Here is a 23786-nt window from a genome sequence, read left to right as displayed (position 1 = left end):
CCGGGGTGACTCGTGCAAGCACTGATCATCATCGGCAGCCTGATCGGGTTCATAGCGCTGACCCTGGGCACCGCGATCTTCGTCGCAGCCGAGTTCTCACTCACCGCGCTCGAGCGGTCGGCCGTCGAATCCGAGGTCGCCCAGCGCGGCGACCGCCGTTCGCGCATCGTTCAACGCGCCCACCGCACCCTGTCGTTTCAGCTTTCCGGAGCCCAGCTCGGCATCACGATCACCACGCTGATCACCGGTTACATCGCGGAGCCGGTGCTCGCACTGATCCTCGAACCCGCGTTTCGTGCGATGGGCGTCAGCGAGTCGGTGTCCTCGGTCGTCTCGCTGATCCTGGCGCTGCTCATCGCGACGTCGCTGTCGATGGTCCTTGGCGAGTTGGTGCCCAAGAACATCGCCATCGCGCGCCCGATGGCGGTGGCTCGTGCCACCGCAGCGCCGCTCGCCTACTTCTCGCTCGCATTCCGCTGGGTGATCAAGGGTCTCAACGGGGCCGCGAACTGGATCGTCCGCCGGTTGGGTATCGAACCCGCCGAGGAACTCAGATCGGCACGATCACCGTCGGAGTTCGGGTCCCTGGTGCGCAACTCGGCCAAACAGGGTTCGATCGATCCGGAGACGGCGATCCTCGTCGATCGGTCGCTGAAGTTCGGTGAACTCACCGCGGAGGATCTGATGACTCCCCGGGTCACCGTCGAGTACCTCGATCGGGACGACACCATCCGCGACCTCGTCATGGCGACATCGCGGACCGGGCACTCACGCTTCCCGATCGTCAGCGACGGCGATCTCGACGACATGATCGGCGTCGTCCACATCAAGCAGGCGTTCACGGTCGCACCCGAAGAGCAACTCTCCACCACGCTCTCGTCGATCGCCCGCTCGGTTCCGACTGTTCCCACCACACTCGACGGCGACGCGCTGATGGCGCAGATCCGCGCAGACGGCATGGAGGTCTGTGTGGTCATCGACGAGTACGGCGGCACCGCGGGCATCGTGACCACCGAGGATCTGATCGAGGAGATCCTCGGCGATGTCACCGACGAGCACGACGACGAGCGCGCCGACGTCCAGGTCGACGCCAACGGATACCTGCTGTCGGGGCTGCTGCGCATCGACGAGGTCGCAGATGCCACCGGCTATCGCGCACCCGACGGCCCCTACGACACGCTCGGCGGGTTGGTCATGAACGAACTCGGCCGCATCCCGGTGGTCGACGACTCGGTCGACCTCCCCGTGGTCGTGACATTGCGCGAGGACGACGAGGAGGACTCCGACGAGGAGTTCGATGAAACCCCGTGGAACGCGACCGTGGTCGCCATGGATGGTCGACGCGTCGACGTCGTCCGGCTGACACCGGTCAACTCCGACGACGAACCGACGGAGACTCAGGGGAGCACACGATGAACGATGCCTGGGCCGTCGTCCTCACCGTGGTGCTGCTCGCGGGCAATGCGTTCTTCGTCGGTGCGGAATTCTCCCTGATCTCGGCGCGACGCGACCGCCTCGAGGCTCTCGCCGAGAGCGGGAAGTCGCAAGCGCGCACGGTGATCCGTGCGAGCGAACACCTCTCGCTCATGCTGGCAGGCGCACAGTTGGGCATCACGATCTGCTCGATCCTGTTGGGCCGCGTGGGCGAGCCGGCCGTCGCGCACATCCTGGAGCTGCCGCTCGAGGTCGCGCACGTCCCCGACTCGCTGCTGCATCCGATCTCGTTCGCGGTGGCACTCGGCCTTGTCGCGGTGCTGCACATCCTTCTCGGCGAGATGGTGCCCAAGAACATCGCACTCGCGGGACCGGAACGGGCCGCGATGCTCCTCGTCCCCGCCCACCTCGCGTTCATCAAGGTGGTCCGACCGCTCATCGGGTTCTACAACTGGCTGGCCAACATCACGCTTCGCGCGCTGCGCGTCGAACCGAAGGACGAACTCGACTCGACCGTGTCGCCGGTCGAACTCGCGCAGATGCTCGGCGAGTCACGCGAGGAGGGGCTGATCGACGCCGAGGAGCACGAGCGATTGACCCGCGCGCTGCGGTCGGTCGCCCGCACGGTGTCGGAGGTGATGATCCCCCTCGACAAGATGCGCAGCGTCGACGTGGAAGTCGATTCGGTGAGCGGCGGGGTCGGCCCCACCCTGGGATCCGTCGAACGCGCCGTCAGTGACACCGGCTTCTCCCGCTTCCCGGTGCGCGGGCTGGACGGCACGTTCACCGGCTACCTCCATCTGAAGGACGTGCTCGACGACATCCTCGACGAGAACGTCGGCCAGGAGACGATCATCGGCGTCGACAAGATCCGCCCGCTTCCGGTGATCGGCGTCGACACGCCGCTCGACGACGCGACGCGCACGCTGCGCCGCACAAGCTCGCACCTCGGTGCCGTGGTCGACGACTCGGGACGCACAGTCGGCATCGTGGCACTCGCCGACCTGGTGGAGGAGTTCGTCGGCACCGTCCGCGACGAAACCCACCGGGTGTGACCATGCCGCGCGCAGGTCCTGACACCGAGGTCGAACTCTCCCCCGACGTCTGGCTCGCGCGCCGCGATGAGCACGCGGCCCGCGTCGAGGACCTCGTCGGCCCCTATCTGCGCGCTCGCGCGCGCGGCGAGAAGCACCCGGTCCTCGACTTCCTGTTCACCTACTACTCGGCGCGTCCCTCGCACATACGACGTTGGCATCCCGGATACGGGATCGTGCTGGCGTCGGGCGGTCGACCGAACACCACGGTCACTCGCCTCCTCGACAAGATGTCGACGCTGCGGGGCTACGCCCGAACTCCGCAGGGTGGCGTGACGGTCGACCGCGAGTTCGTCGTCAAACGTCGCGGTGCAGTGCTGGCGACCTGCGCACTCCTTGATGCGACTGCGTCGCGGCCTACCCGGCTGGGGTGCTTCGGTCTGCACGAGTGGGCGATGGTCTACCGCAGCGACAACCCGCGCCATCACGTCCCCCTGCGACTCGGTTCCGCGGCTACCGACGCCGTCGTCGAATCGATGCCACTGCGGTGCACCCACTTCGACGCATTTCGCTTCTTCACGGCTCCGGCACGGCCGCTCAACGAATCGACGCTGTCGCGCCGGACGCAGATCGACAACGAACAACCCGGCTGTCTCCACGCGACCATGGACCTCTACCGGGCATGTATCAGTCTCACGCCCCTGGTTCCCGCTGACCTCACTTTCGACGCGTTCCGACTCGCCCTCACTGCCCGCGAACTCGACATGCGGGCGAGCCCCTACGATCTGCGCGATCTCGGCTACGCACCCGTCAGGATCGAGACACCCGCCGGGCGTGCGGAGTACGTCCGGGAGCAATCCGATATCGCCGAGCGCGGCGCGCACCTACGACGCGCTCTTCGTTCCTACCTCGGCGCCCTCCTCGACGCCTCCTGACGACGCGATTTACCTCGCGAGTAACATAGAGCGAGTTCACGATCGCCCCTGTTGTCCCGATGAGGGCTGATGGCGTGCGCGGATCTCGGCACCGAATCCCGACGACACCAGCTTCCGGGCCACCGGAGAAGGAAGGCTCTTATGTCGGACCAGAATTCCCCCGCCCCAGACTCCACCGCCCGCACCGATGTGGAGGGCCTGCAGGTCGCCACCGTGCTCTACGACTTCATCAACAACGAGGCGCTGCCGGGCAGCGGTGTCGACAAGGACGCCTTCTGGAAGGGCGCTGCGGCGGTCATCACCGATCTCGCGCCCCGGAACCGGGAGCTGCTCGCCGTGCGCGACGACCTCCAGACCAAGATCGACGCATGGCACCGCGATCACAAGGGTGTCGACTTCACCGATCCCGCTGTGTTCGGTGAGTACAAGAAGTTCCTCACCGACATCGGCTACCTCGCCGAGGTTCCCGCCGACTTCCAGATCGGCACGACCAATGTCGACCGCGAGATCTCCGAGACCGCGGGCCCGCAGCTCGTCGTCCCGATCCTCAACGCACGCTTCGCACTCAACGCGTCCAACGCCCGTTGGGGTTCACTCTACGACGCCCTCTACGGCACCGATGTCATCAGCGAGGACGGCGGCGCCGACAAGGGTAAGGGCTACAACAAGGTTCGCGGCGACCAGGTGATCGCGTACGCGAAGGGCTTCCTCGACAAGGCTGTTCCGCTCGAACAGTGCAGCTACACCGACGTCACCAAGATCGCCGTGGTCGACGGCGCTGTGCAGGTCACGCTCGCCGACGGCACGACATCGACGCTCGCCGATCCCTCCGCGTTCGCCGGCTACACCGGCGACGCCGCCTCACCCTCCTCGATCCTGTTGCGCCACAACGGTTTGTATCTCGACATCGAGATCGATCCCTCGTCTCCGATCGGACAAACCGATCCGGCAGGCATCAAGGATGTCGTGATGGAGTCCGCGATCACCACGATCATGGACTTCGAGGATTCGGTGGCGGCTGTCGACGCCGACGACAAGGTCCTCGGTTACCGCAACTGGCTCGGGCTCAACAAGGGCGACCTGTCCGAAGAGGTCAGCAAGGGCGGAAAGACCTTCACCCGCGTGCTCAACCCCAACCGCACCTACACCGCGCCTGACGGCACCGGCTTCGATCTGCACGGTCGATCGCTGCTGTTCGTGCGCAATGTCGGCCATCTGATGACCAACCCCGCAGTTCTCGACGCCGACGGCAACGAGGTTCCCGAGGGCATCCTCGACGCGTTGTTCACCTCACTCGCAGGCATCCACGGCCTCAACCAGGACGGTCTGCAGAACTCGCGTACCGGATCGATCTACATCGTCAAGCCCAAGATGCATGGACCCGACGAGGTGGCGTTCACCGTCGAGTTGTTCGAGCGCGTCGAGCAGGTCCTCGGCCTGCCCGAGAACACCCTCAAGGTCGGCATCATGGACGAGGAGCGCCGCACGTCGGTCAACCTCAAGGCCTCGATCAAGGCCGCGCAGGATCGCGTGGTGTTCATCAACACCGGCTTCCTCGACCGCACCGGCGACGAGATCCACACCTCCATGGAGGCGGGCGCGATGATCCGCAAGGGTGAGATGAAAAAGGCCACCTGGATGCTCGCCTACGAGGATTCCAACGTCGATATCGGGCTGCATGCCGGTCTGCAGCACAAGGCCCAGATCGGTAAGGGCATGTGGGCCATGACCGATCTCATGCGCGACATGGTGGAGCAGAAGATCGCCCAGCCGCAGGCCGGTGCGAGCACCGCATGGGTGCCCTCGCCCACCGGCGCGACGCTGCACGCGATGCACTACCACCTCGTCGACGTGTTCGAGCGCCAGGACGAGATCGCCAAGCGCGACCCGGCGTCGGTCGACGACATCCTGACCATCCCGCTCGCACCCAAGACCGACTGGTCCGATGCGGAGAAGAAGGAAGAACTCGACAACAACTGCCAGTCCATCCTGGGCTACGTGGTGCGCTGGATCGATCACGGCGTCGGTTGTTCGAAGGTGCCCGACATCCACGACGTCGCGCTCATGGAGGATCGCGCAACCCTGCGTATCTCCAGCCAGCTCCTCGCCAACTGGATTCACCACGGGATCGTGAGCGCCGACGACGTCGTCGCCGCGCTCGAGCGGATGGCGCCGGTGGTCGACAGGCAGAACGCCGACGACCCCGACTACTCGCCGATGGCTCCGGATTTCGACACGAATATCGCATTCCAGGCCGCGAAGGAACTTATCCTCGAGGGTGCGAAGCAGCCGAGCGGCTACACCGAGCCGATCCTGCATCGCAAGCGCCGCGAGTACAAGGCTGCTGCGGCCAAGGCGTGAGCACGCGTGAGGTCCCGGACAGGCGTTCGGTCTGTCCGGGACCTCGCACGCGACAACGGAGGCAGTAGTGGCGCATCATCGGGTGACCGGTGGCGGAAACGGGATCAGACAGCGAGGGGTCAGCCGCGGGCTGGTCTTTGTGCTGCTCGCGATCGTGCTGATCGCCGCGGTGATCGTGGCATGGCAGCAACTCGGTGACCATCTCGACAGACAGGCCGACAACGCCGCCGCGTCGTGCATCGAGGGCCCGGCGACCGTCGACGTCGTCGCCGACGCCGACGTGGCCCCGGCGCTGATGGCGATCGCCCGCGAGTACGCGGCGAGCAAGCCCGTCGTCCGCGACCACTGCATCACCATCGCGGTGCGTGCGGGTGACGCCAAGACCACCCTCGACGGGTTGACCGGACGCTGGGACACCGGCTCCATGGGGGCATTCCCCGCCGCGTGGATTCCGCAGTCCTCCGTGTGGGCCGCCGAGTTGGCGCAGGCGAAGCCGTCGTCGCTCGAGGGGACGCCGTCGTCACTGGTGACCTCGCCGGTCGTTCTCGCGACGTCTACCGAACTCGGCAAAACGCTGGACGGCAAGCTCGACTGGGCGCAGGTCCCGACGCTGCAGCAGCGCGACGACAGTCTGCGCGACTTCGACATCTCGGGTTGGGGTTCGCTGCGGATGGCCATGCCACTCGGTGCACAGTCCGACGCCTCGTCGCTCGCGGCCCAGGCGGTCGCCATGCGCGTCATGCGTACCAGCTCTGCCCTGACCAGAGAGGACGCCTCGTCGTCCCGGGTCTCCTCGAGTGTCTCGGCGATGCTCGACGGCGCCCCGCAATCACCCGATGGCACCCCCACAGGTGCAGCCACTGTGATGCGCGACGCGGGTGACGCGCGAACCTCACCCATTCATGCGGTTCCGATCACCGAACAGCAGCTCTACACACTCACCCGGGAAGATACGACGGCCCGACTCGCCGAGATCGTGCCGACCGGACCCACCCCGCTCGCCGACTATCCGGTCATTCGTCTGTCCGGTGACCAGATCTCACCTGTTGCCAGTGCCGCGGTGGCCGAGTTCTTCACCTTCGCCCAGGACCCGAAGCACCTGTCGTTGTTGACGTCACAAGGGTTCCGCGGCAATGCACCGCTGCCGCCCGCGACGAAGACCGTCGACTTCCCGATCACCAAAGAGCCGATGCCACAGCCCGAGAGCTCGGCCATCGTGACGATCAACAAGCTCGTCTACGGCCGCGACTTCGGCCCCGCGAGCTGACTCACATTCGCCGACACCCCGTCTCGATCAGGGTGTCGGCGACTCAGGGCGACGAGCGGGTCAGTGCGCGAATGCTTCGATCGGCGGACACGAGCAGACAAGGTTGCGGTCACCGTAGGTGCCGTCGATGCGGCGTACGGCGGGAAAGACCTTGGCTCGCGCTCCGGCGGACGGCAGACCAAGAGGATAGACGGCCTCCTCGCGTGAGTATGCGCGATCCCATTCTCCGACAAGGCACTCCGCGGTGTGGGGTGCCCCGCGTAGCGGGTTGTCGTCGACGGTCCAGGTCCCGTCCCCTACTTTGTCGATCTCGGCGCGGATCGCGATCATCGCATCGCAAAAGGCGTCGATCTCGTCGAGGTTCTCACTCTCGGTCGGCTCCACCATCAGGGTGCCCGCCACCGGAAAACTCATCGTCGGCGCATGGAAACCGTAGTCGGCCAATCGCTTTGCGACATCGTCGACGGTCACTCCGGTCTCCTTCGTCAGGCCGCGGAGATCCAGGATGCACTCGTGAGCGACCCAGCCGCCGTCGCCTGTATAGAGCACGGGGTAGTGATCGCCGAGACGTCGGGCGATGTAGTTCGCCGAGGCGATCGCCGTCAGCGTCGCACGTCGCAGCCCCTGGGCGCCCATCATCGCGATGTAGGCGTAGGTGATCGGGAGAATCGACGCCGAGCCATACGGTGCAGCCGAAATCGTTGCCGCTCCGGGCAATTCGTCCGCGAGCGGATGTCCGGGGAGGAATTGGGCGAGATGCGAACGAACCGCGATCGGCCCCACGCCGGGACCACCGCCGCCATGCGGGATACAGAAGGTCTTGTGCAGGTTGAGATGGCTGACGTCGCCACCGAAGCGGCCCGGACGTGCGACGCCGACGAGCGCGTTCAGGTTTGCGCCGTCGATGTACACCTGACCGCCCGCATCGTGGACAGCGGCGCAGATGTCGCGGATATCGTGCTCGAACACTCCGTGCGTCGACGGGTAGGTGATCATGATCGCCGCGAGGGATTCGCCGTGTGCGTCGATCTTGTCGCGGAGGTCGTCGACGTCGACGTCACCGTTCTCGCGGCATGCCACCACCACGACACGCATGCCTGCCATCACCGCCGACGCCGCGTTGGTGCCGTGTGCACTCGAGGGGATCAGGCAGATGTCGCGGTCGGCCTCGTCACGGCTGAGGTGGTACTGACGGATGGCGAGAAGTCCTGCGAACTCGCCCTGAGAGCCGGCGTTCGGTTGCACGCTGACCCGGTCGTAACCGGTGATCGTCACCAACCACTGTTCGAGGTCCGCGATCAGTTCGCGGATACCCGCTCCGTCGCTCTCCGGCGCGAACGGATGCAGCCGGGTGAACTCGGGCCAGGTGATCGGCTCCATCTCGGTGGTCGCGTTGAGCTTCATCGTGCACGATCCGAGCGGGATCATGCTGCGGTCGAGTGCGATGTCCTTGTCCGACAGTGCACGCAGGTACCGCAGCATGGACGTCTCGCTGCGGAAACGGTTGAACGCGGGATGTGTCAGGTACTCACTCGTCCGGTTCTCGATCGGTTGCGCGAACTCGCGTGGCTCGACACCTGCGACCTCGAATGCCGTCAGCACAGCTTCGATGTCTGCCGCCGTGGTGGTCTCATCGCACGCGATGGACACCGTGTCGGCGTCCACGCAGCGCAGGTTCACTCCTGCTCGATGTGCGTCTGCCACGATGATCTCCGCCCGCCCCGGTGCCCGGACCGCGATCGTGTCGAAGAAGTGTGCGTGCGCCACACCGAATCCTGCTGCGGTCAGGCTGTTGGCGAGTGTTACCGCATGTGCGTGCACACGTCGCGCGATGGCGCGCAGCCCGGCCGGCCCGTGATAGCCGGCATACATCGCGGCGACGATCGCGAGCAGAACCTGCGCGGTGCAGATGTTGCTGGTGGCCTTCTCCCGTCGGATGTGCTGCTCGCGCGTCTGCAAAGCCAGCCGGTAGGCGAGGTTGCCGTCGGCGTCCTTGGAGACACCGACCAGTCGACCGGGGAGTTGGCGCGAATGCTTGGAGTGCACGGACAGATAGCCTGCGTGGGGCCCGCCGAAGCCCATCGGTACGCCGAATCGTTGGGTCGTTCCGAAACACACATCTGCACCCTGTTCGCCGGGCGGGGTGACGAGGGTCAACGCGAGCAGGTCTGCTCCGACCGCCACGAGTGCACCCCCCTCGTGCGCGACGTCGACGATCGGAGCAACGTCGAGAATGCGGCCCGATGCTCCCGGGGTCTGGACGACGACGCCGAAGTAGTCGTCGTCCGGAAGTCCGCAATTCGGAAGGTCCGGATGCAGCGTCGCCTCGACGACCTCGATCCCGAGTGGGAAGGCTCGAGTATCGATCACCGCTCGGGTCTGCGGGAAGAGGTCGGCGTCGACGACGAGGCGGTTCGACTTCGACTTTCCGCCGCGCCGCATCAGTGTCATCGCCTCGGCGGCCGCGGTCGCCTCGTCGAGCATCGACGCGTTCGCCACCTCCATCGCCGTGAGGTCGGAGACCATCGTCTGGAAGTTCAACAGAGCCTCGAGCCTGCCCTGGCTGATTTCCGGCTGGTACGGGGTGTAGGCGGTGTACCAGGCCGGATTCTCCACGACGTTGCGCAGAATCACGCCCGGGGTGATCGTGTCGTAGTAGCCCAGGCCGATCATCGACCGGTTCACGGTGTTGTTCGACGCCAACGCCGACAAGCGCTCGAGCGCCTCCTGTTCGGTCAGCGGGTCGTCGAGTGCCGACAATCCGTTGTCGGACAGATCGTCGAGGATCAGCGACGGCACGACGTGCTGTGCCAGGTCGTCGAGCGACTCGACGCCGAGGAACGAGAGGATCCTGGCGGTCTCCTCACCATCTGGCCCGACATGGCGGTCGACGAAGGCCGCGGACGTGAGTTCGGTGCCGGAGATCTCGGGAATCGACGCATCGGCTGATGTCATGGGGTGAACCTCTCGCGCGCACCGGCGTGGTCACCGGCGGGTCGGCCCTCCCCCTCTGTCATGCCGCGGGGCGGCGCCTGAGAGATTCAGTCATCGTGTCGGCGGCGACACGACGACCTTTCACCGTGGGCGGAGACGGCTCGGCCGTCGTCACTTTCCAGAGACGCCGTCGACAGCACGGTCCGGGTGCCTGAGAGTTTGACGAGGAGTCCTCAGGGGCCGATTCTGTGATGCCGCCGTCCGCGCGTTCTCCGGGGAAGTCGGCGATGGCTCCGGTCAACTCACGCATCGCGCCGTTCACGGCGATTCCGAACACGCCCTGTCCGCCCTGGAGCAGGTCGACGACCTCTTCGGCCGAGGTGCATTCGTACACGGTGGTGCCGTCCGAGAACAGGGTGATTCCCGCGAGGTCTTCAACGCCACGCTGGCGGAGGTGATCGACCGCCACGCGGATGTTCTGCAGCGAGATCCCGGTGTCGAGAAGACGCTTGACGATCTTGAGGACCAGGATGTCCTTGAAGGAGTAGAGCCGCTGACTCCCCGATCCCGCCGCACCGCGAATCGACGGTACTACCAGCGATGTCCTGGCCCAGTAATCGAGTTGCCGGTAGGTGATCCCGGCAATCTGGCACGCACTCGGCACGCGATAGCCCACGAGTTCGTCGGGAACGGTGTCGTTGGGGAAGAGTCCCGGCGCGATGTCGTCGAGACTGCCCTGCGTCGACCCGCGACGCGGCGGGTACCCGGCTGTCGACTGCTCGGCCCGTGCGTCGACATGCTCATCCGACGTCGTCTCGCTGTCTGACGGCTGACCATCTCCACCGTCGAACGGCACATCGCCCACTGCAGACTCCCTCGCCACGCTCGGATCGGACCGGTGCGGACCTGCGTCCACGATACGCCGCCGAACCCGATCTGCTCTTCAACACCGGGGGTGTCCCCGATGATCACCTGCGTGACGGTATGTCGCGGCCATACGCCGAATCAATGCGACGCGCCCTAAGGCTCAACCTCAACTTGAGATCGAGATGAACGGTGATCTCCGGGAGACGCAACCGTGACGTGTCGCTACGGCGGGGCAGCCGAGCCCTGTGATGTCAGGCTCCGCCGCTCGCCTTGAAGTCGTCGGGCGACACGTTGTCGAGGAACTCGCGGAACTTCTCCACCTCGTCCTCTTTCTCATCAGGCCCGTCGTCGGAGTCTTCGTCGGGGATCAGCAGACCCGCCTCGGCGAGAACTTCCTCATCGGCGATGATCGGCACCTCTGCCCGCATCGCGACCGCGATCGAATCGGACGGTCTGGCCGAGACCCGGACATCGTTCGCGAAGACCATCTCGGCGTAGAAGGTGCCCTCTTGCATGTCGACGATGCGAACCTCGACGAGTGTCTGTCCGAACTCCTCGATCAGGTTCACGATCAGATCGTGGGTGAGCGGCCGCGGCGGTTCGATACCCTTTTGTCGCAACGCAATCGACGCCGCTTCGCTCTGTCCGATCCAGATCGGCAGGTAGCGCTCACCGTCGACCTCCCGCAGCAGCAGAACCGGTTGACTCTGCGGCGGCTCGACCCGAATGCCCACCACACGCATCTCGCTCATCTCGCACCTCCCGAGCCGTCAATGATTGCTCTCGACGCTACACCGACTGGCCCGTGGACGGCGTCGTGGCGAGACACAGAACGCTGCGTGGCCGGGAACAGCGACGTGGCCCTGAATGCCGGGCGGTGGATTCAGCCGAGTAGCGGCTCAGTCGAGCACACCGCGTACGGCCTGCTTGACCAGCTGCGTGTGCAACGTCACCGAGAGTGCCGCGATCTCGCGGATGAGTTCCTCGGCACGGTCGCGCGCACCGGTGCCCTTGCCCTTGGCGATCGGATTGGCGATCTGCGCGACCAGTCCCGCCTCGCGGTCGGCAGACACCTTGAAGGCGCGGAGATGTCGGGTCTCCACGCCATAGTTCGCGAGAGCTGCGGCGGCCTCGACGAGGCGCACCGCATCCTCGTCGAAGAATCCGGCAGGTCCCGACGTGAGCAGGCCATTGCGCTGGAGTTCGGTCACGAACGCCGAATCAACCCCGGTTCGTTCGATGAGCGCATCGCGCGACACCCGACCACCCCGCGCGGAGAAATCGGTGGCAGGTGCGACGACGCTGCGCGCCGCCGACAGCACCGGGGTTCCGCCCGCCCCGAAGCCACCGTCGCCGTTATCGATGGCGTCGAGTTGCTCTTTGATGACCTTGAGCGGCAGATAGCGGTCACGTTGTGCTGTGAGCACGAAACGCAGGCGCTCGCAGTCGGACTGGCTGAATCGCCGGTAGCCCGACGGTGCGCGTTCGGGTGTGACGAGTCCCTCGGCTTCGAGGAAGCGGATCTTCGAGATCGTCACGTCGGGAAAGTCCTCGCGCAACAGCGCAAGGACCGACCCGATGGACATCGATCCTCCGCCGCGCGCATCCGCAGTCGAGGCCGGCACGGTGTCAGGCGCCGGAACCGTCGCGAGGACCGCTCAGGAAGACCAGGCGGAACTTTCCGATCTGGACCTCGTCGCCATTGCTGAGTGTCGCGCTGTCGACCGGCTCGCGATTGACGTACGTGCCGTTGAGGCTGCCGACATCGACCACCTGGAATTCGTTGTCGCCCAGGCGGAATTCGGCGTGCCGACGGCTCACGGTGACATCATCGAGAAAAATGTCGCTGTCGGGGTGCCTGCCCGCCGAGGTGGTCGGCTGGTCGAGCAGGAAACGCGACCCGGCGTTGGGACCACGCTTCACGACGAGCAGTGCGGTACCGGGCGACAGCCGCTCGACCCCCGTGTCGGTCGGCTCGCTCGAGGTCGCCGTGCCCGCGTCGAGTTCGTTGATGAACTCTTCGCGGAACACCGATGTGGTCTCCACCGGCGCCTCGTAGCCATTGTCGTTATCGCTCACCGCTTCTCCTTCGTCCTCATCCGTTCGTCACCTTGAGTGCACCCACCGTCGGCGTCCACGCTCACGCGCTGCGAGGTTTGCACCTGGTCATCCGGCATCGCCGATGCGACGTCGGTTTCCGTTGGCTAAACCGTACCGCCTGTACCGAACGCAGCGACGTGCGACTCGGCAGGACAACGACGATCATACTTTCCCGCGCCGGCGGAATGGTCAGCCTTCGATCACGGCCCGGTAGCCATCCGCATCGAGCATGTCGCCCAGTTGCGCATCGAGCGCCGAGGCGTCGTCGAGGCTGATCTCGACGAGCCACCCGGAATCGTACGGCTCCGAGTTGACCAGGTCGGGCGACGAGTCGAGCTCGTCGTTGACCTTCGAGATGGAACCGTTGAGCGGACCGAAGATGTCGGAGACGCTCTTGGTCGATTCGACCTCGGCGAACGACTCGCCCACCTCGACCTCGCTGTCGATCTCGGGGAGCTGAACGAAGACGACGTCGCCCAACTGCCCCTGCGCGTAGTCGGTGATCCCTACTCGGACCGTGGTCGGCCCGACCTTGCGTACCCACTCGTGTTCGGGCGTGTAGCTCAGCTCGGCCGGTACATTGGTATCGGTCACGTCGACCCCTTTCTAGTCCCCCGAGACTTTAGGCCATGTCCTTGCCCATCGGCACGCCAGCACGCGGCATCCGCGTGACCACTGCGATCGTCTGCGCCCAATACAGCAGGAACGACCACACATACAGTGCGACTCCCCAGATGAGGAACGCCCACCCGATCGGGTAACAGATCGTGCCGATCACCGAATCCAATTGTCCTGCAAGCAACCAGGGGAAGGCACTCATCAGCGCGAAGGTCGCCGCCTTGCCGATGTAGAGCACCGGGAGGGCAAAGAGACCCCTGCTGCGCAGCAGCGGACCCGACGCGAACAGCAGTACGTCTCGCGCGACGATGACGGCGATGATCCACCACGGGATGATCCCCCTGATTGCGAACGCAACCGGGATGATCACGATGTAGAGCCTGTCGGCCAGCGGGTCGAGGAGTTCACCGAGTCGCGACGATTGATCGAGGAGACGGGCCAGCTTGCCGTCGGCCCAGTCGGTGAAGCCTGACACCATGAGGACCCAGAACGCCCAACCGTCGGCCTTGACGTCGAGCAGCAGCCACAGGAACAGCGGTATCAGCGCGAGGCGTAGCACGCTCAGCGCGTTCGGCACCGTGACGATACGCGACCCCGACGACGATCCGGTCGACGTCGACGAGGTCGCTTGATCGGTGTGGTCGTCCACGTCAGCGGAAGATGCCGATGACGCCCTGCAGAGTCTTGGCCCCGCCCGACGCGAACAGGTTGTCGTGCACCATGTATGTCCACGTGGTCGTCGACCGGTGGAGGTCGGCCGAGCCGAGGTCGACGCCGTCGGCCGTGATTGCGACGTCACGGAAGGTCGCGCGCGCATTCTCCACCGCCTCATTGGGCAGCTCCCCGAACTCGGCCAGGATCAGGCGATGGAACTCGTCGAGCGGACTCTCCTTGCCGATCGCCCGCAGATGGATGCTCGCCCGGACGTCGGAGACGAATGCGAGATGATCAGCCCAGGCGCGGTCGAGGTGATAGAGCATGATCTCGCGCGCCGCCTGTACGAGAACCTCACGGTCGACCGGCTCTGCAGGAGGGGTCGGCGCCTGTGTCTCCTCGGCCGGATCTCCGGCCGATCCCTCTGCCGTGTCGGCGGTGTCGGCGGATTCCGACTCGTCGACATGAACCTTCGACGGGGCCTCGGCCCCGGTCAACTTCGCGTATCTCTCGGGTTCGAGCTCGGCGAGTTCATCGAGCGCGATCTCGGTGGTGAGCAGCTTCATCCGACGCGCGACGACGATCTCGCGCTGCTGATTGACCAGCTTGTTGTAGCGCCAGGTGTTGGCGTGGAGTTCGAGCATCACGCCCTCGGCCACCCGCTGTGCCTGTTCGATCAGATCGATGCCCTTCTGACCCATTGACCCGTCGGACTCCTGTGACACCGGATCGCGCTTGAACGCCAGGTTCTTGGTAACGACGGGGTCCTCGAGACTGCTGAAGAACACAGCCGAGCCGGGGTCGCCCTGTCGACCGGCGCGCCCGCGCAGCTGATTGTCGAGTCGTTCGGTGTCGTGGCGACCGGTGCCGACAACGCACAGGCCACCGAGTTCGACGACCTCGTCGCGTGCGGCGGGATCGTCGTCGGAACCGCCGAGCCGGATGTCGGTACCACGACCTGCCATCTGTGTCGAGACTGTGACGGCGCCCTTCACGCCCGCCTCTGCGATGATCTTGGCCTCTTCGATGTCGTTCTTGGCGTTGAGTACCACGCTCGGAACTCCCGCCTTGTCGAGGAAATAGGCAAGCTCCTCGGACTCGGCGACGTCGTGCGTGCCGATCAGGACGGGCTGACCCGTCTCGTGGATCTCTTTGACGTAGTTGACGATTCCCTCGACCTTGTTGGCTTTGGTGTCGTACACGCGGTCGGGTAGATCGGTACGGATGTTGGGCGTGTTCGGTGGGATCTGCGAGACTCGCAGCTCGTAGAACTGGCGGAACTGCTCGCCCGCGGCGAGCGCGGTTCCGGTCATGCCACAGACCCTTGGGTATCGACCGATCAGCGCCTGCACGGTCAACGTGTCGATGACCTCACCCGAATCCGTCTGTGCGAGACCTTCTTTGATCTCGACTGCAGCCTGCACACCGTCAGGCCACCGCTGCAACTGCGCAACCCGCCCCCTCGACGCGTTGATGAGGTGTACACCGCCGTCCCGGACGATGTAGTGGACGTCCCGCTCGAGCAGGTAGTGCGCGTGCATGGCGATGTTCACATGCACGAGGGTGGTGCCGACGTGCTCCTCGTCGTAGAGGTTGATTCCGCCGAGTTCCTCCTCGACGAAAGACGCGCCCTCGTCGGTGAGCGTGACGTTACGGCCCTCGGCGTCGATGTCGTAATGCTTGTTCTTCAGGCGCGCGACCACCTCGTGGATCGCCCGATCGGGCACCTCGGTCTCGGTGGATCCGGCGAGGACGAGAGGAATGAGGGCTTCGTCGACGAGCACCGAGTCGGCTTCGTCGATGATCGCGACGTCGGGCCGCGGCGAGACCAGCTCGTCCTGCGACTGTGCGAGTTGGTCGCGCAGGACGTCGAATCCGATTTCGTTCACCGATCCGTACGTGATGTCGCCGGAGTAGGCCCTCTTGCGTTCCTCGCGGGTCGAGTTCTCCGAGACGGCGCCCGCGACGATCCCGAATGAATCGAACAGAGGCTTCATCCACTCCGCGTCGCGGGTGGCGAGGTAGTCGTTCACCGAGATCACGTGCACCTGATGCCCGTCGAGGACGTATCCGATCGCCGCGATGGCCCCCGCGAGGGTCTTGCCCTCACCGGTCCCCATCTCGATGACGTCACCTTCGAGAAGTCGAAGTGCACCCTGTAGTTGGACGTCGAACGGCCTCAGGCCGAGCGTGCGGTCGGCGGCCTCGCGGACCAGTGCGAGGAACTTCGCCCTGTCCTTCTCGTCGGCCCCGATCTCGAGCTTCTCGGCCTCGTCGCGGAAATGCTCGGTGTCGAGCGCCGCGGCCCACTCGGTGTAGCCGTCGGCCTCTTTGATGATTCCGAGTGACTTGGACTGGTTACGTGAGGACTGTGCTCCCAGCAGCCGCCACATGCTGTTCGTCAGCTTTCCCACCGAACGATTCTCCTACCTGGTCGTTTCAGCCGAACCCCGACGTCACGGCTCGGATCGACAACCACGGTACGCGGCCCGGTGCGTCCCGATTACGACACATCCGCCCGACGCGTTCGACTACCGTGAATCGGGTGAGCATCCGAGGTCCGGTGGGTCGGCAAGGTCGGGCGGTCTCTCGTCCGACGGTTCGGTCGGTCGTCGCGTCGACCGGGGTCGCGTGTGCACTCGTGCTCGCCGCCTGTGGTGGCAGCTCCGATTCGTCATCACGGCAGGCCGATCCAGGTGTGCTCGTGGGCAAGAACTACTCGTCGACCTCTGTCACGGGTACCCAGATCCCCGGGGGTGGTCCATTGCAGGTCGCGTTCCCCGAAGCAGGACGAATCTCGGCGACTGCGGGCTGCAATCGGCACAACGGTGCGGCGACCTTCGTCGAGGACACCTTCACCACCGAGAAGCTGGCGACCACGATGATGGCGTGTCCTCCCCCGCGTGACGGCGCCGACACCTGGCTCAGCGACTTCCTCTCCGGCTCGGTGACGTGGAAACTCTCCGGGGAGACGTTGACGCTCACGCACAGTTCGACGACCGTCGTTCTCACGCAGAGCGCGGCGGGGAGCTGACGCTCACGCGCCATCGCTGACCAGCAGGGTGCACCGTCCGGCCACCGTCATCGAGACGACGTCCACCGCAACTCGACGCGCCCGACAACCAGACAGGAACTCGAAGATGACAGACACCGCCCCCGTGGTTGTCACCGTGACCGGCGCCGCAGGCAGCATCGGGTACGCCGCGGTGTTCCGCATCGCGGCAGGCGACATGCTCGGCCCGGATCGGCCGATCCGGCTCCGCCTGCTCGAACTCCCCCAGGCGATCTCGGCAGCACACGGCACGGCAATGGAGTTACAGGACGGCGCGTTCCCACTCCTCGCATCCATCGACATCTTCGACGACGCACGCGCCGCGTTCGACGGCTCCGACTTCGGACTCCTCGTGGGCGCCAAGCCTCGCACCAAGGGCATGGAACGTGCCGATCTACTGTCGGCGAACTCGGCGATCTTCGCAGAGCAGGGCGCAGTCATCAACGATGTCGCCGCCGACGACGTCCGAGTGATCGTGGTCGGCAATCCTGCGAATACGAATGCGGCAGTGGCCGCCGCGAACGCGCCCGACATACCCGCCGAGCGATTCACCGCGCTGACGCGCCTCGATCACAACCGAGCGATCGCGCAACTTGCAGCACACACCGGCGCACCCGTGCGCGACATCAGCAGAGTGAGCATCTGGGGCAATCACTCGGCGACGCAGTATCCCGACATCTTCCACGCCCGCGTCGGCGATCGTAGTGGCGCAAGCGTCGCCGAAGACACCGAATGGCTCGTTGACGACTTCATTCCGACGGTTGCCGCGAGGGGCACCGCGATCATTGAGGCGCGCGGAGCGTCGTCGGCGGCGTCGGCGGCCAATGCAGCCATCGATCACGTACGGGACTGGGTGGCCGGCACACCGGCAGATGACTGGACGTCGGCAGCAGTGAGCTCGCCGGGCGTCTACGGGGTTCCCGAGGGGCTGGTGTGTTCGTTCCCGGTGCGCGCGGTCGGCGGACGCTGGGAGATCGTCGAAGGCCTGGAGATCAACGAGTTCTCGAGGTCGCGTATCGACGCATCGGTGGCCGAGTTGCAGTCCGAACTCGACGCCGTGGCCGCGCGTTCCTGACGCGCCGACTACAGCCCCTGCAGCGGCGGACGGGGACGAGTGCACGGCAGCGCAATCACCGATTGGCTCCGTTGAGCGTTCTCTCCCGCTCACACGGCTACGGCAGCTTAAACTTCCGACATGTCGAAGAAGTCGAAGTCGGGCGGGAACAAGCCGAAGAAGATCCCCACCGACGTCTACGAAGCAGAGCTCTTCCGATTGCAGACCGAGATGGTGAAGTTGCAGGAGTGGGTGCGCGAGACGGGCGCCAGGGTGGTCGTCATTTTCGAGGGGCGCGACGCCGCAGGAAAAGGCGGCACCATCAAACGCATCACCGAATATCTCAGCCCCCGGATCGCACGCGTGGCGGCGCTGCCCGCGCCGAACGATCGCGAACGCGGACAGTGGTATTACCAGCGCTACGTCGCACAGCTGCCCGCACCCGGCGAGATCGTCCTGTTCGATCGCTCCTGGTACAACCGTGCCGGAGTCGAGAAGGTGATGGGTTTCTGCACACCGGAAGAGCACACGCGCTTCCTCAGGCAGACGCCGATCTTCGAGCAGATGCTGATCGACGACGGCATCCTCCTGCGGAAGTACTGGTTCTCGGTGTCCGACGAGGAGCAACTCCGACGATTCCGGGCCCGCATGAACGACCCTGTGCGGCAGTGGAAGCTGAGTCCGATGGATCTCGAGTCCGTCTATCGGTGGGAGGACTACTCGCGCGCCAAGGACGAGATGATGGTGCACACCGATACCGCGATGAGTCCCTGGTTCGTCGTCGAATCCGACATCAAAAAACATGCGCGACTGAACATGATGTCGCACTTTCTCTCGACGATCGATTATCACGAGGTGCCTCGTCCGCAGGTGTCGCTACCGAAGAAGCCCATCGAGAGCGGCAATTACCATCGTCCACCGCGGTCGTTGTCGAAATACGTTCCCGACCACGTCGCTGAACTCATGGGCCATGATGACTGAGTTCCGCACGCTCGACGTCGTGCGTAGCATGATCGGCGATGTGGATCGGTATCGCTGAATTCGAGTTCCTGCTCGGTGACGTGCACTCTCTCAAATCGAAACGGTCGCTGGTGCGACCGATCGTTGCCGAATGTCGCCGACGTTTCGCGGTCTCCGTGGCCGAGGTGGATCACCTCGACGCACACCGACGGACGTCGATCGGAGTGAGCCTCGTGGCGCCCGATCGAGCGCACGTCGTCGAGGTTCTCGACTCGGTGGAGCGGTTTGCCGCCGCGCGTCCAGAGGTCGAGCTGCTGTCGGTGCGTCGACGCGAACTCTCGTCGACGGACGTCTGAGGACAGTCGTCTGCCCCGACACCAAATGCGCGAGACCTCAGGATGTGCGAGATCTCAGGGTGCAAGAACACCCGCCGCCACCGCCACCTCCCGATAGGCCGCGGCGAGGCTGTCGATCGTCTCGTGTGCGTTGAGCCCACTGGGATTGGGAACCACCCAGATCCTGGTCTCGCCCCAGCGCTCGGGTTGCTCACCTGACGTCGCACGACGGTCACCGAATGCGCTGCGGTAGGCCGTGATCCCGGCGACCGCCACGACATCGGGACCGATCTGTTCGACGCGGTCGCGGAGGTGTCGACCGCCCACCACCAATTCGGTGGCGCTCAGTTCCGCGGCAGTCGCCGTCGCCCTGGCGACCACATTGGTGATGCCTATCCCGCGGCCGGTCAGGTACTCCCGGTCGGCATCACTCATTCCCGACGACGCGTCGACGAGATGGTCGGTGATACCTGCTCGATAGAGCGCCGGCCAGAATCGGTTTCCCGGGCGGGCGAAGTGGGCGCCGGTCGCCGCACTCCACAAACCCGGATTGATGCCGACGAACAGCAACCTGCAGTTCGGCCCGAGCAGGTCGGGAACCAGACGGTCGCTGCACGCAGCCAACTCGGCTCGGGTGAAACCCATCCGTCACACGGTACGCGCGGTTGACGCGCGTGACTTGAGCCCATTCGATGGACACGTGAGTGCAGACGATGATCGACCCCTCCTGGTGGTCGATGCCGCCAACGTCGTCGGATCCGTTCCCGATGGATGGTGGCGTGACCGCCGGGCCGCCACCGAGCGCCTCCTCGACAGGATCGTGGACTTGCCAACGACCGGGCTGGCTGACCTACCCGGTCCCCTCGACGTCGTCGTTGTCGTCGAGGGCGCGGCCCGCGGTGCGCGCCCGCGGCCAGGGATCCGTGTCGTCGATGCCCCCGGGTCCGGTGACGACACGATCGTCGACGTGGTGTCTTCCGACACCGGCCGAGCTGTCACAGTCGTCACCTCAGACCGCGAATTACGTTCACGCGTAGAAGAACTGGGCGCTGATGCGGTGGGACCCCGCACCATTCGATGAGGATCGCGTACACCGGCAATCCGGTGGCGGGCACCGATGACACGCATAGGATGGTCACCAGGGGAACGCTGGGGGGCGACGAGAGGATGACAATGGCCCGCTATGACCTGCCTACGCTTGACGATCTTCGCGAGCTCGGGACGCGACGAGAGAACGCGATCACGATCTACGCCGAGACCTCACCTGCACCGGATGCACGCGAAGGCAGCTACCTCACTGCGAAGAGCGCGTTCGATCGCGCAATCCGCGAGCTCCGCGAGGAGGGCATCCGGCACGCGACCGAGACCGCGCTGCGCGATCAGTGGGAGAAGGTCCGCACGGACGAGGCATGGACGCGTCTGTCGAGTTCAGTGGCCATCTTCCTCTCACCCGAGCAACTGCAGTTGTTCGTCCTGCCCAATCGGCTCGAGAACCAGATGCAGACCGGCGGACACTTCGACCTGGGGCAGATCGTTCGTGCGGTGACCACGCCGCAGAGTGCGTTCGCGTTGACGCTGTCGGCACACGGCTGGAACCTCTGGCAGGCGACGCCGACGACAGTGGCCACCGAGCTGGAGCTCCAGGGCGATCACAGCACAGATGTGGCCGACGCCACCAATAGGGCCACCATCCGCGACCGCGGTCACGTCCGCAGACTCGTCGGAGACGAAGGCAAGAAGGTTCTGCTCGAGCAGTACGCCAATCGTGTCGCCGAAGCGGTCAGCGCCGAACTCGCACTGGTCGACCGCAGCGGAGAGCGCCCACTGTTCCTCTTCGCCACCGACCCGCTACTCGACATGTTTCAGGCCGCCTACACCGACCGCACGGTGGTGCCGGTGCCCGGCGCACCCGACGAGCTCCGCGCCGACGAGATCGACACCGCGATCCGGGCCGAGCTGCCTGCGCTGAACGCCGCGCAGAACAATGCTGTCGTCGCGCGTCTGTCCGACGGAGTGAATCGCGGCCTGGTCGCCACCGACCTCGCCGAGATCAGCAAGGCCGCCTCCGCCGGCGCCGTGGCGACACTCGTCTACGATTTCACTCGCGACATCCCCGGCGACATCGACTCGGAGACAGGCGAATTGACCTATGACGACAACGGATACGACGTCATGTCGTCGATCGTGGTCACCGTGCTCGACCGCGGCGGGGAAGTGATCGCCGTCCGAGCCGACGAGATCGATTCGCCGCTGTGGAACGACACGGCCATCGCCGGCCTGCGATTCTCGCTGATCGACACCGCACAGTAGGTAGTAGTTCCACCGACCCCGCCGCACGGCCTGTAGAGCACACTGCAGATCTGCTCCGTGCGGCGGGCGTCGCCCACATCGCCGTACCACGCGCGTGAGGTTGGACGCGCGTGCCGAACAAGGAGTGTGCACCATGGCTCGAACCGTCGCCGACAACATCATCGAAACGCTCGACCAGTCAGGTGTGCACCGGGTCTATGGCATACCCGGCGACTCGCTCAACGGCTTCACCGATGCGCTTCGCCGAGACGGGCGCATCGAATGGGTGCACGCCCGCCACGAAGAGGGCGCGGCCTTCGCCGCGTCGGCGGAGGCAACGCTCACCGGAGAACTCGCGGTCTGCGTCGGAAGTTGCGGACCCGGCAACCTCCATCTGATCAATGGATTGTTCGACGCCCAGCGCAGTCGAGTCCCCGTACTCGCAATCGCCGCTCATATCCCGGAGGCCGAGATCGGCAGCGGGTACTTCCAGGAGACCCATCCCGAGCAACTCTTCGTCGAGTGCAGCGATTACTGCGAACTGGTCAGCACCGCAGAGCAACTCCCGCGGCTCCTCGACATCGCCATCCGCACCGCCGTCGAACGCCGGGGTGTCTCGGTGCTCGTCATACCCGGCGAGATCTTCCTGGCCAAGGCGCACGAGCGCCGGGCGGGTGGCGCGATCAAGGCCATCGAGAAGGTGGTGCGCCCCACCGATGCTCAGCTCCGCGAGACTGCCGGCGTGCTCAACGCCGCGGAGAAGATCACGATCCTCGGTGGCGCCGGAGTGGCGGGAGCCCACGACGCCGTCGTCGAACTCGCGGGCGCACTGCAGGCACCCATCGTGCACGCACTGCGCGGCAAGGAATTCCTCGAGTACGACAACCCGTACGACGTCGGGATGACTGGTCTGCTCGGCTTCAGTTCGGGCTACCGCGCGATTGAAAAATGCGACACGCTCCTCATGCTCGGTACCGACTTTCCATACCAACAGTTCTTTCCGTCGAAGGCGACGATCGTCCAACTCGACATCCGGGGCGAACAGATCGGTCGCCGCACACCGGTCGATCTCGGGCTGGTGGGCTCTGTTGCGGACACGATTCCCGCGCTGCTACCGCTACTCGACCGCAACCGCAGCTCGGATCATCTGCGTTCATCGCGCGAGCACTATCTCAAGGCGCGGGCGTCGCTGAACGATCTCGCCGTCGACGACGGCAAGACACCGATCCACCCTCAGTATCTGGCGAAGCTGCTCTCCGACCACGCCACCGACGACGCCGTCTTCATCCCCGATGTCGGGTCGCCCGTGGTCTGGGCCGCACGCTACCTACAGATGAACGGGTCACGACGTCTGATCGGCTCGTTCACCCACGGGTCGATGGCCAATGCCCTGTCCCAAGGGGTCGGAGCCCAAGCCGCGTTCCCCGGCCGCCAGGTGATCGCGATGGCGGGCGACGGCGGTCTGGCGATGCTGCTCGGCGAATTGCTGACGCTGACGCAGAACGCGCTCCCGGTGAAGATCGTGGTGTTCAACAACTCGTCGCTCAACTTCGTCGAGCTGGAAATGAAGGCGGCGGGTTTCGTGAACTTCGGCACCGACCTGGAGAATCCGGATTTTGCGGCGCTGGCGCGCGCGATCGGAATCAAGGGCGACCGTGTCGAGAACCCCGGCGACCTCGACTCCGCGGTACGCGAATTCCTCGCCCACGACGGACCGGCACTGCTCGACGTCGTCACCGCACGTCAGGAGTTGTCGATCCCGCCGACGGTCTCGGCGGCCCAGGCGAAGGGGTTCACCCTGTATGCGATCCGAACCGTGCTGTCCGGCCGTGGCGACGAACTGATGGATCTCGCCGAGACCAACGTGTTCCGCCGCTTGTTCGACTGACCCG

At 65.3% G+C, this 23786-nt stretch carries 20 protein-coding genes, 1 pseudogene and 1 riboswitch; of the genes and pseudogenes, 12 read left to right on the top strand and 9 right to left on the bottom strand.

From position 1 onward, the window contains the following. Nucleotides 1–12: 12 nt before the first annotated feature. From GOACH_RS16230 to GOACH_RS16210, 5 genes are all read left to right on the top strand, one after another. A complete protein-coding gene (locus GOACH_RS16230; RefSeq protein WP_005176969.1) occupies nt 13–1416 on the top strand; it encodes a hemolysin family protein in 1404 nt (467 codons plus the stop codon). Beyond that, nucleotides 1413–2489, top strand: coding sequence for a hemolysin family protein (locus tag GOACH_RS16225; RefSeq protein ID WP_005176966.1), 1077 nt, complete (start codon nt 1413–1415; stop codon nt 2487–2489). Before GOACH_RS16230 ends, GOACH_RS16225 begins: the two co-directional genes overlap by 4 nt. A gap of 2 nt (nt 2490–2491) precedes the next feature. Beyond that, on the top strand, nt 2492–3403 hold the full coding sequence (locus tag GOACH_RS16220) for a hypothetical protein (RefSeq protein WP_040518996.1): 912 nt from the start codon (nt 2492–2494) through the stop codon (nt 3401–3403). A gap of 141 nt (nt 3404–3544) precedes the next feature. After that, complete coding sequence (locus GOACH_RS16215) at nt 3545–5764, top strand: malate synthase G (protein ID WP_005176959.1); 2220 nt, start codon at nt 3545–3547, stop codon at nt 5762–5764. Between the two features lie 67 nt (nt 5765–5831). Beyond that, a complete protein-coding gene (locus GOACH_RS16210; RefSeq protein ID WP_005176956.1) occupies nt 5832–7031 on the top strand; it encodes a substrate-binding domain-containing protein in 1200 nt (399 codons plus the stop codon). A 60-nt stretch (nt 7032–7091) separates the two neighbouring features. On the opposite strand, the gene gcvP is transcribed toward GOACH_RS16210, so the two are convergent. The 8 genes and pseudogenes from gcvP to secA2 all read right to left on the bottom strand — a co-directional run bounded on the left by gcvP (nt 7092) and on the right by secA2 (nt 16618). Further along, nucleotides 7092–9986, bottom strand: a complete 2895-nt coding sequence (gene gcvP, locus GOACH_RS16205; RefSeq protein WP_005176953.1) for an aminomethyl-transferring glycine dehydrogenase — start codon at nt 9984–9986, stop codon at nt 7092–7094. A gap of 45 nt (nt 9987–10031) precedes the next feature. Continuing rightward, a riboswitch (glycine riboswitch) is annotated at nt 10032–10157 on the bottom strand. 37 nt (nt 10158–10194) lie between these two features. Next, nucleotides 10195–10830, bottom strand: a pseudogene (locus tag GOACH_RS16200) (MerR family transcriptional regulator); the annotation flags it as partial. 253 nt (nt 10831–11083) lie between these two features. Beyond that, nucleotides 11084–11584, bottom strand: a complete 501-nt coding sequence (locus GOACH_RS16195; RefSeq protein ID WP_005176948.1) for a bifunctional nuclease family protein — start codon at nt 11582–11584, stop codon at nt 11084–11086. A gap of 147 nt (nt 11585–11731) precedes the next feature. Next, a complete protein-coding gene (gene ftsR / locus GOACH_RS16190; protein ID WP_005176945.1) occupies nt 11732–12418 on the bottom strand; it encodes a transcriptional regulator FtsR in 687 nt (228 codons plus the stop codon). A gap of 43 nt (nt 12419–12461) precedes the next feature. Continuing rightward, nucleotides 12462–12911 (bottom strand): glycogen accumulation regulator GarA, encoded by a 450-nt coding sequence (garA, locus tag GOACH_RS16185; protein ID WP_005176943.1) that lies wholly within the window; start codon nt 12909–12911, stop codon nt 12462–12464. Between the two features lie 210 nt (nt 12912–13121). Next, a complete protein-coding gene (gcvH, locus tag GOACH_RS16180; protein WP_005176942.1) occupies nt 13122–13526 on the bottom strand; it encodes a glycine cleavage system protein GcvH in 405 nt (134 codons plus the stop codon). 28 nt (nt 13527–13554) lie between these two features. Further along, complete coding sequence (locus tag GOACH_RS16175) at nt 13555–14199, bottom strand: CDP-alcohol phosphatidyltransferase family protein (protein ID WP_005176940.1); 645 nt, start codon at nt 14197–14199, stop codon at nt 13555–13557. Nucleotide 14200: 1 nt separating this feature from the next. After that, nucleotides 14201–16618, bottom strand: coding sequence for an accessory Sec system translocase SecA2 (gene secA2, locus GOACH_RS16170; protein WP_005176938.1), 2418 nt, complete (start codon nt 16616–16618; stop codon nt 14201–14203). Between the two features lie 131 nt (nt 16619–16749). Between secA2 and GOACH_RS16165 the strand changes: the two genes are divergently transcribed. The 4 genes from GOACH_RS16165 (at nt 16750) to GOACH_RS16150 (ending at nt 19626) form a co-directional block, all read left to right on the top strand. Further along, complete coding sequence (locus tag GOACH_RS16165) at nt 16750–17238, top strand: META domain-containing protein (RefSeq protein WP_245551920.1); 489 nt, start codon at nt 16750–16752, stop codon at nt 17236–17238. 106 nt (nt 17239–17344) lie between these two features. Beyond that, nucleotides 17345–18331 (top strand): malate dehydrogenase, encoded by a 987-nt coding sequence (locus GOACH_RS16160; RefSeq protein WP_005176931.1) that lies wholly within the window; start codon nt 17345–17347, stop codon nt 18329–18331. Between the two features lie 120 nt (nt 18332–18451). Continuing rightward, entirely contained in the window at nt 18452–19291 is an 840-nt protein-coding gene (gene ppk2, locus GOACH_RS16155; RefSeq protein ID WP_005176929.1) for a polyphosphate kinase 2, read from the top strand. Between the two features lie 38 nt (nt 19292–19329). Then, nucleotides 19330–19626: a DUF503 domain-containing protein gene (locus GOACH_RS16150; RefSeq protein WP_005176926.1), complete on the top strand. Its 297-nt coding sequence runs from the start codon at nt 19330–19332 to the stop codon at nt 19624–19626. A gap of 54 nt (nt 19627–19680) precedes the next feature. Here GOACH_RS16150 and mug read toward each other — a convergent pair whose 3' ends face one another. Beyond that, nucleotides 19681–20250 carry a G/U mismatch-specific DNA glycosylase gene (gene mug, locus GOACH_RS16145; RefSeq protein ID WP_005176924.1) on the bottom strand — a complete coding sequence of 190 codons (570 nt, stop codon included), beginning with the start codon at nt 20248–20250 and terminating at the stop codon, nt 19681–19683. Nucleotides 20251–20305: 55 nt separating this feature from the next. Here mug and GOACH_RS16140 point away from each other — a divergent pair, with 55 nt between their 5' ends. The 3 genes from GOACH_RS16140 to poxB all read left to right on the top strand — a co-directional run bounded on the left by GOACH_RS16140 (nt 20306) and on the right by poxB (nt 23782). Continuing rightward, complete coding sequence (locus tag GOACH_RS16140) at nt 20306–20686, top strand: PIN domain-containing protein (protein WP_040518976.1); 381 nt, start codon at nt 20306–20308, stop codon at nt 20684–20686. A 92-nt stretch (nt 20687–20778) separates the two neighbouring features. After that, entirely contained in the window at nt 20779–21915 is a 1137-nt protein-coding gene (locus tag GOACH_RS16135) for a baeRF11 domain-containing protein (RefSeq protein ID WP_040518995.1), read from the top strand. Between the two features lie 133 nt (nt 21916–22048). Next, on the top strand, nt 22049–23782 hold the full coding sequence (gene poxB, locus GOACH_RS16130) for a ubiquinone-dependent pyruvate dehydrogenase (RefSeq protein WP_005176919.1): 1734 nt from the start codon (nt 22049–22051) through the stop codon (nt 23780–23782). Nucleotides 23783–23786 lie beyond the last annotated feature (4 nt).

The sequence above is a fragment of the Gordonia aichiensis NBRC 108223 genome (assembly GCF_000332975.1).
Classification (GTDB): domain Bacteria; phylum Actinomycetota; class Actinomycetes; order Mycobacteriales; family Mycobacteriaceae; genus Gordonia; species Gordonia aichiensis.
This window is presented reverse-complemented; position numbering and strand designations above follow the sequence as displayed.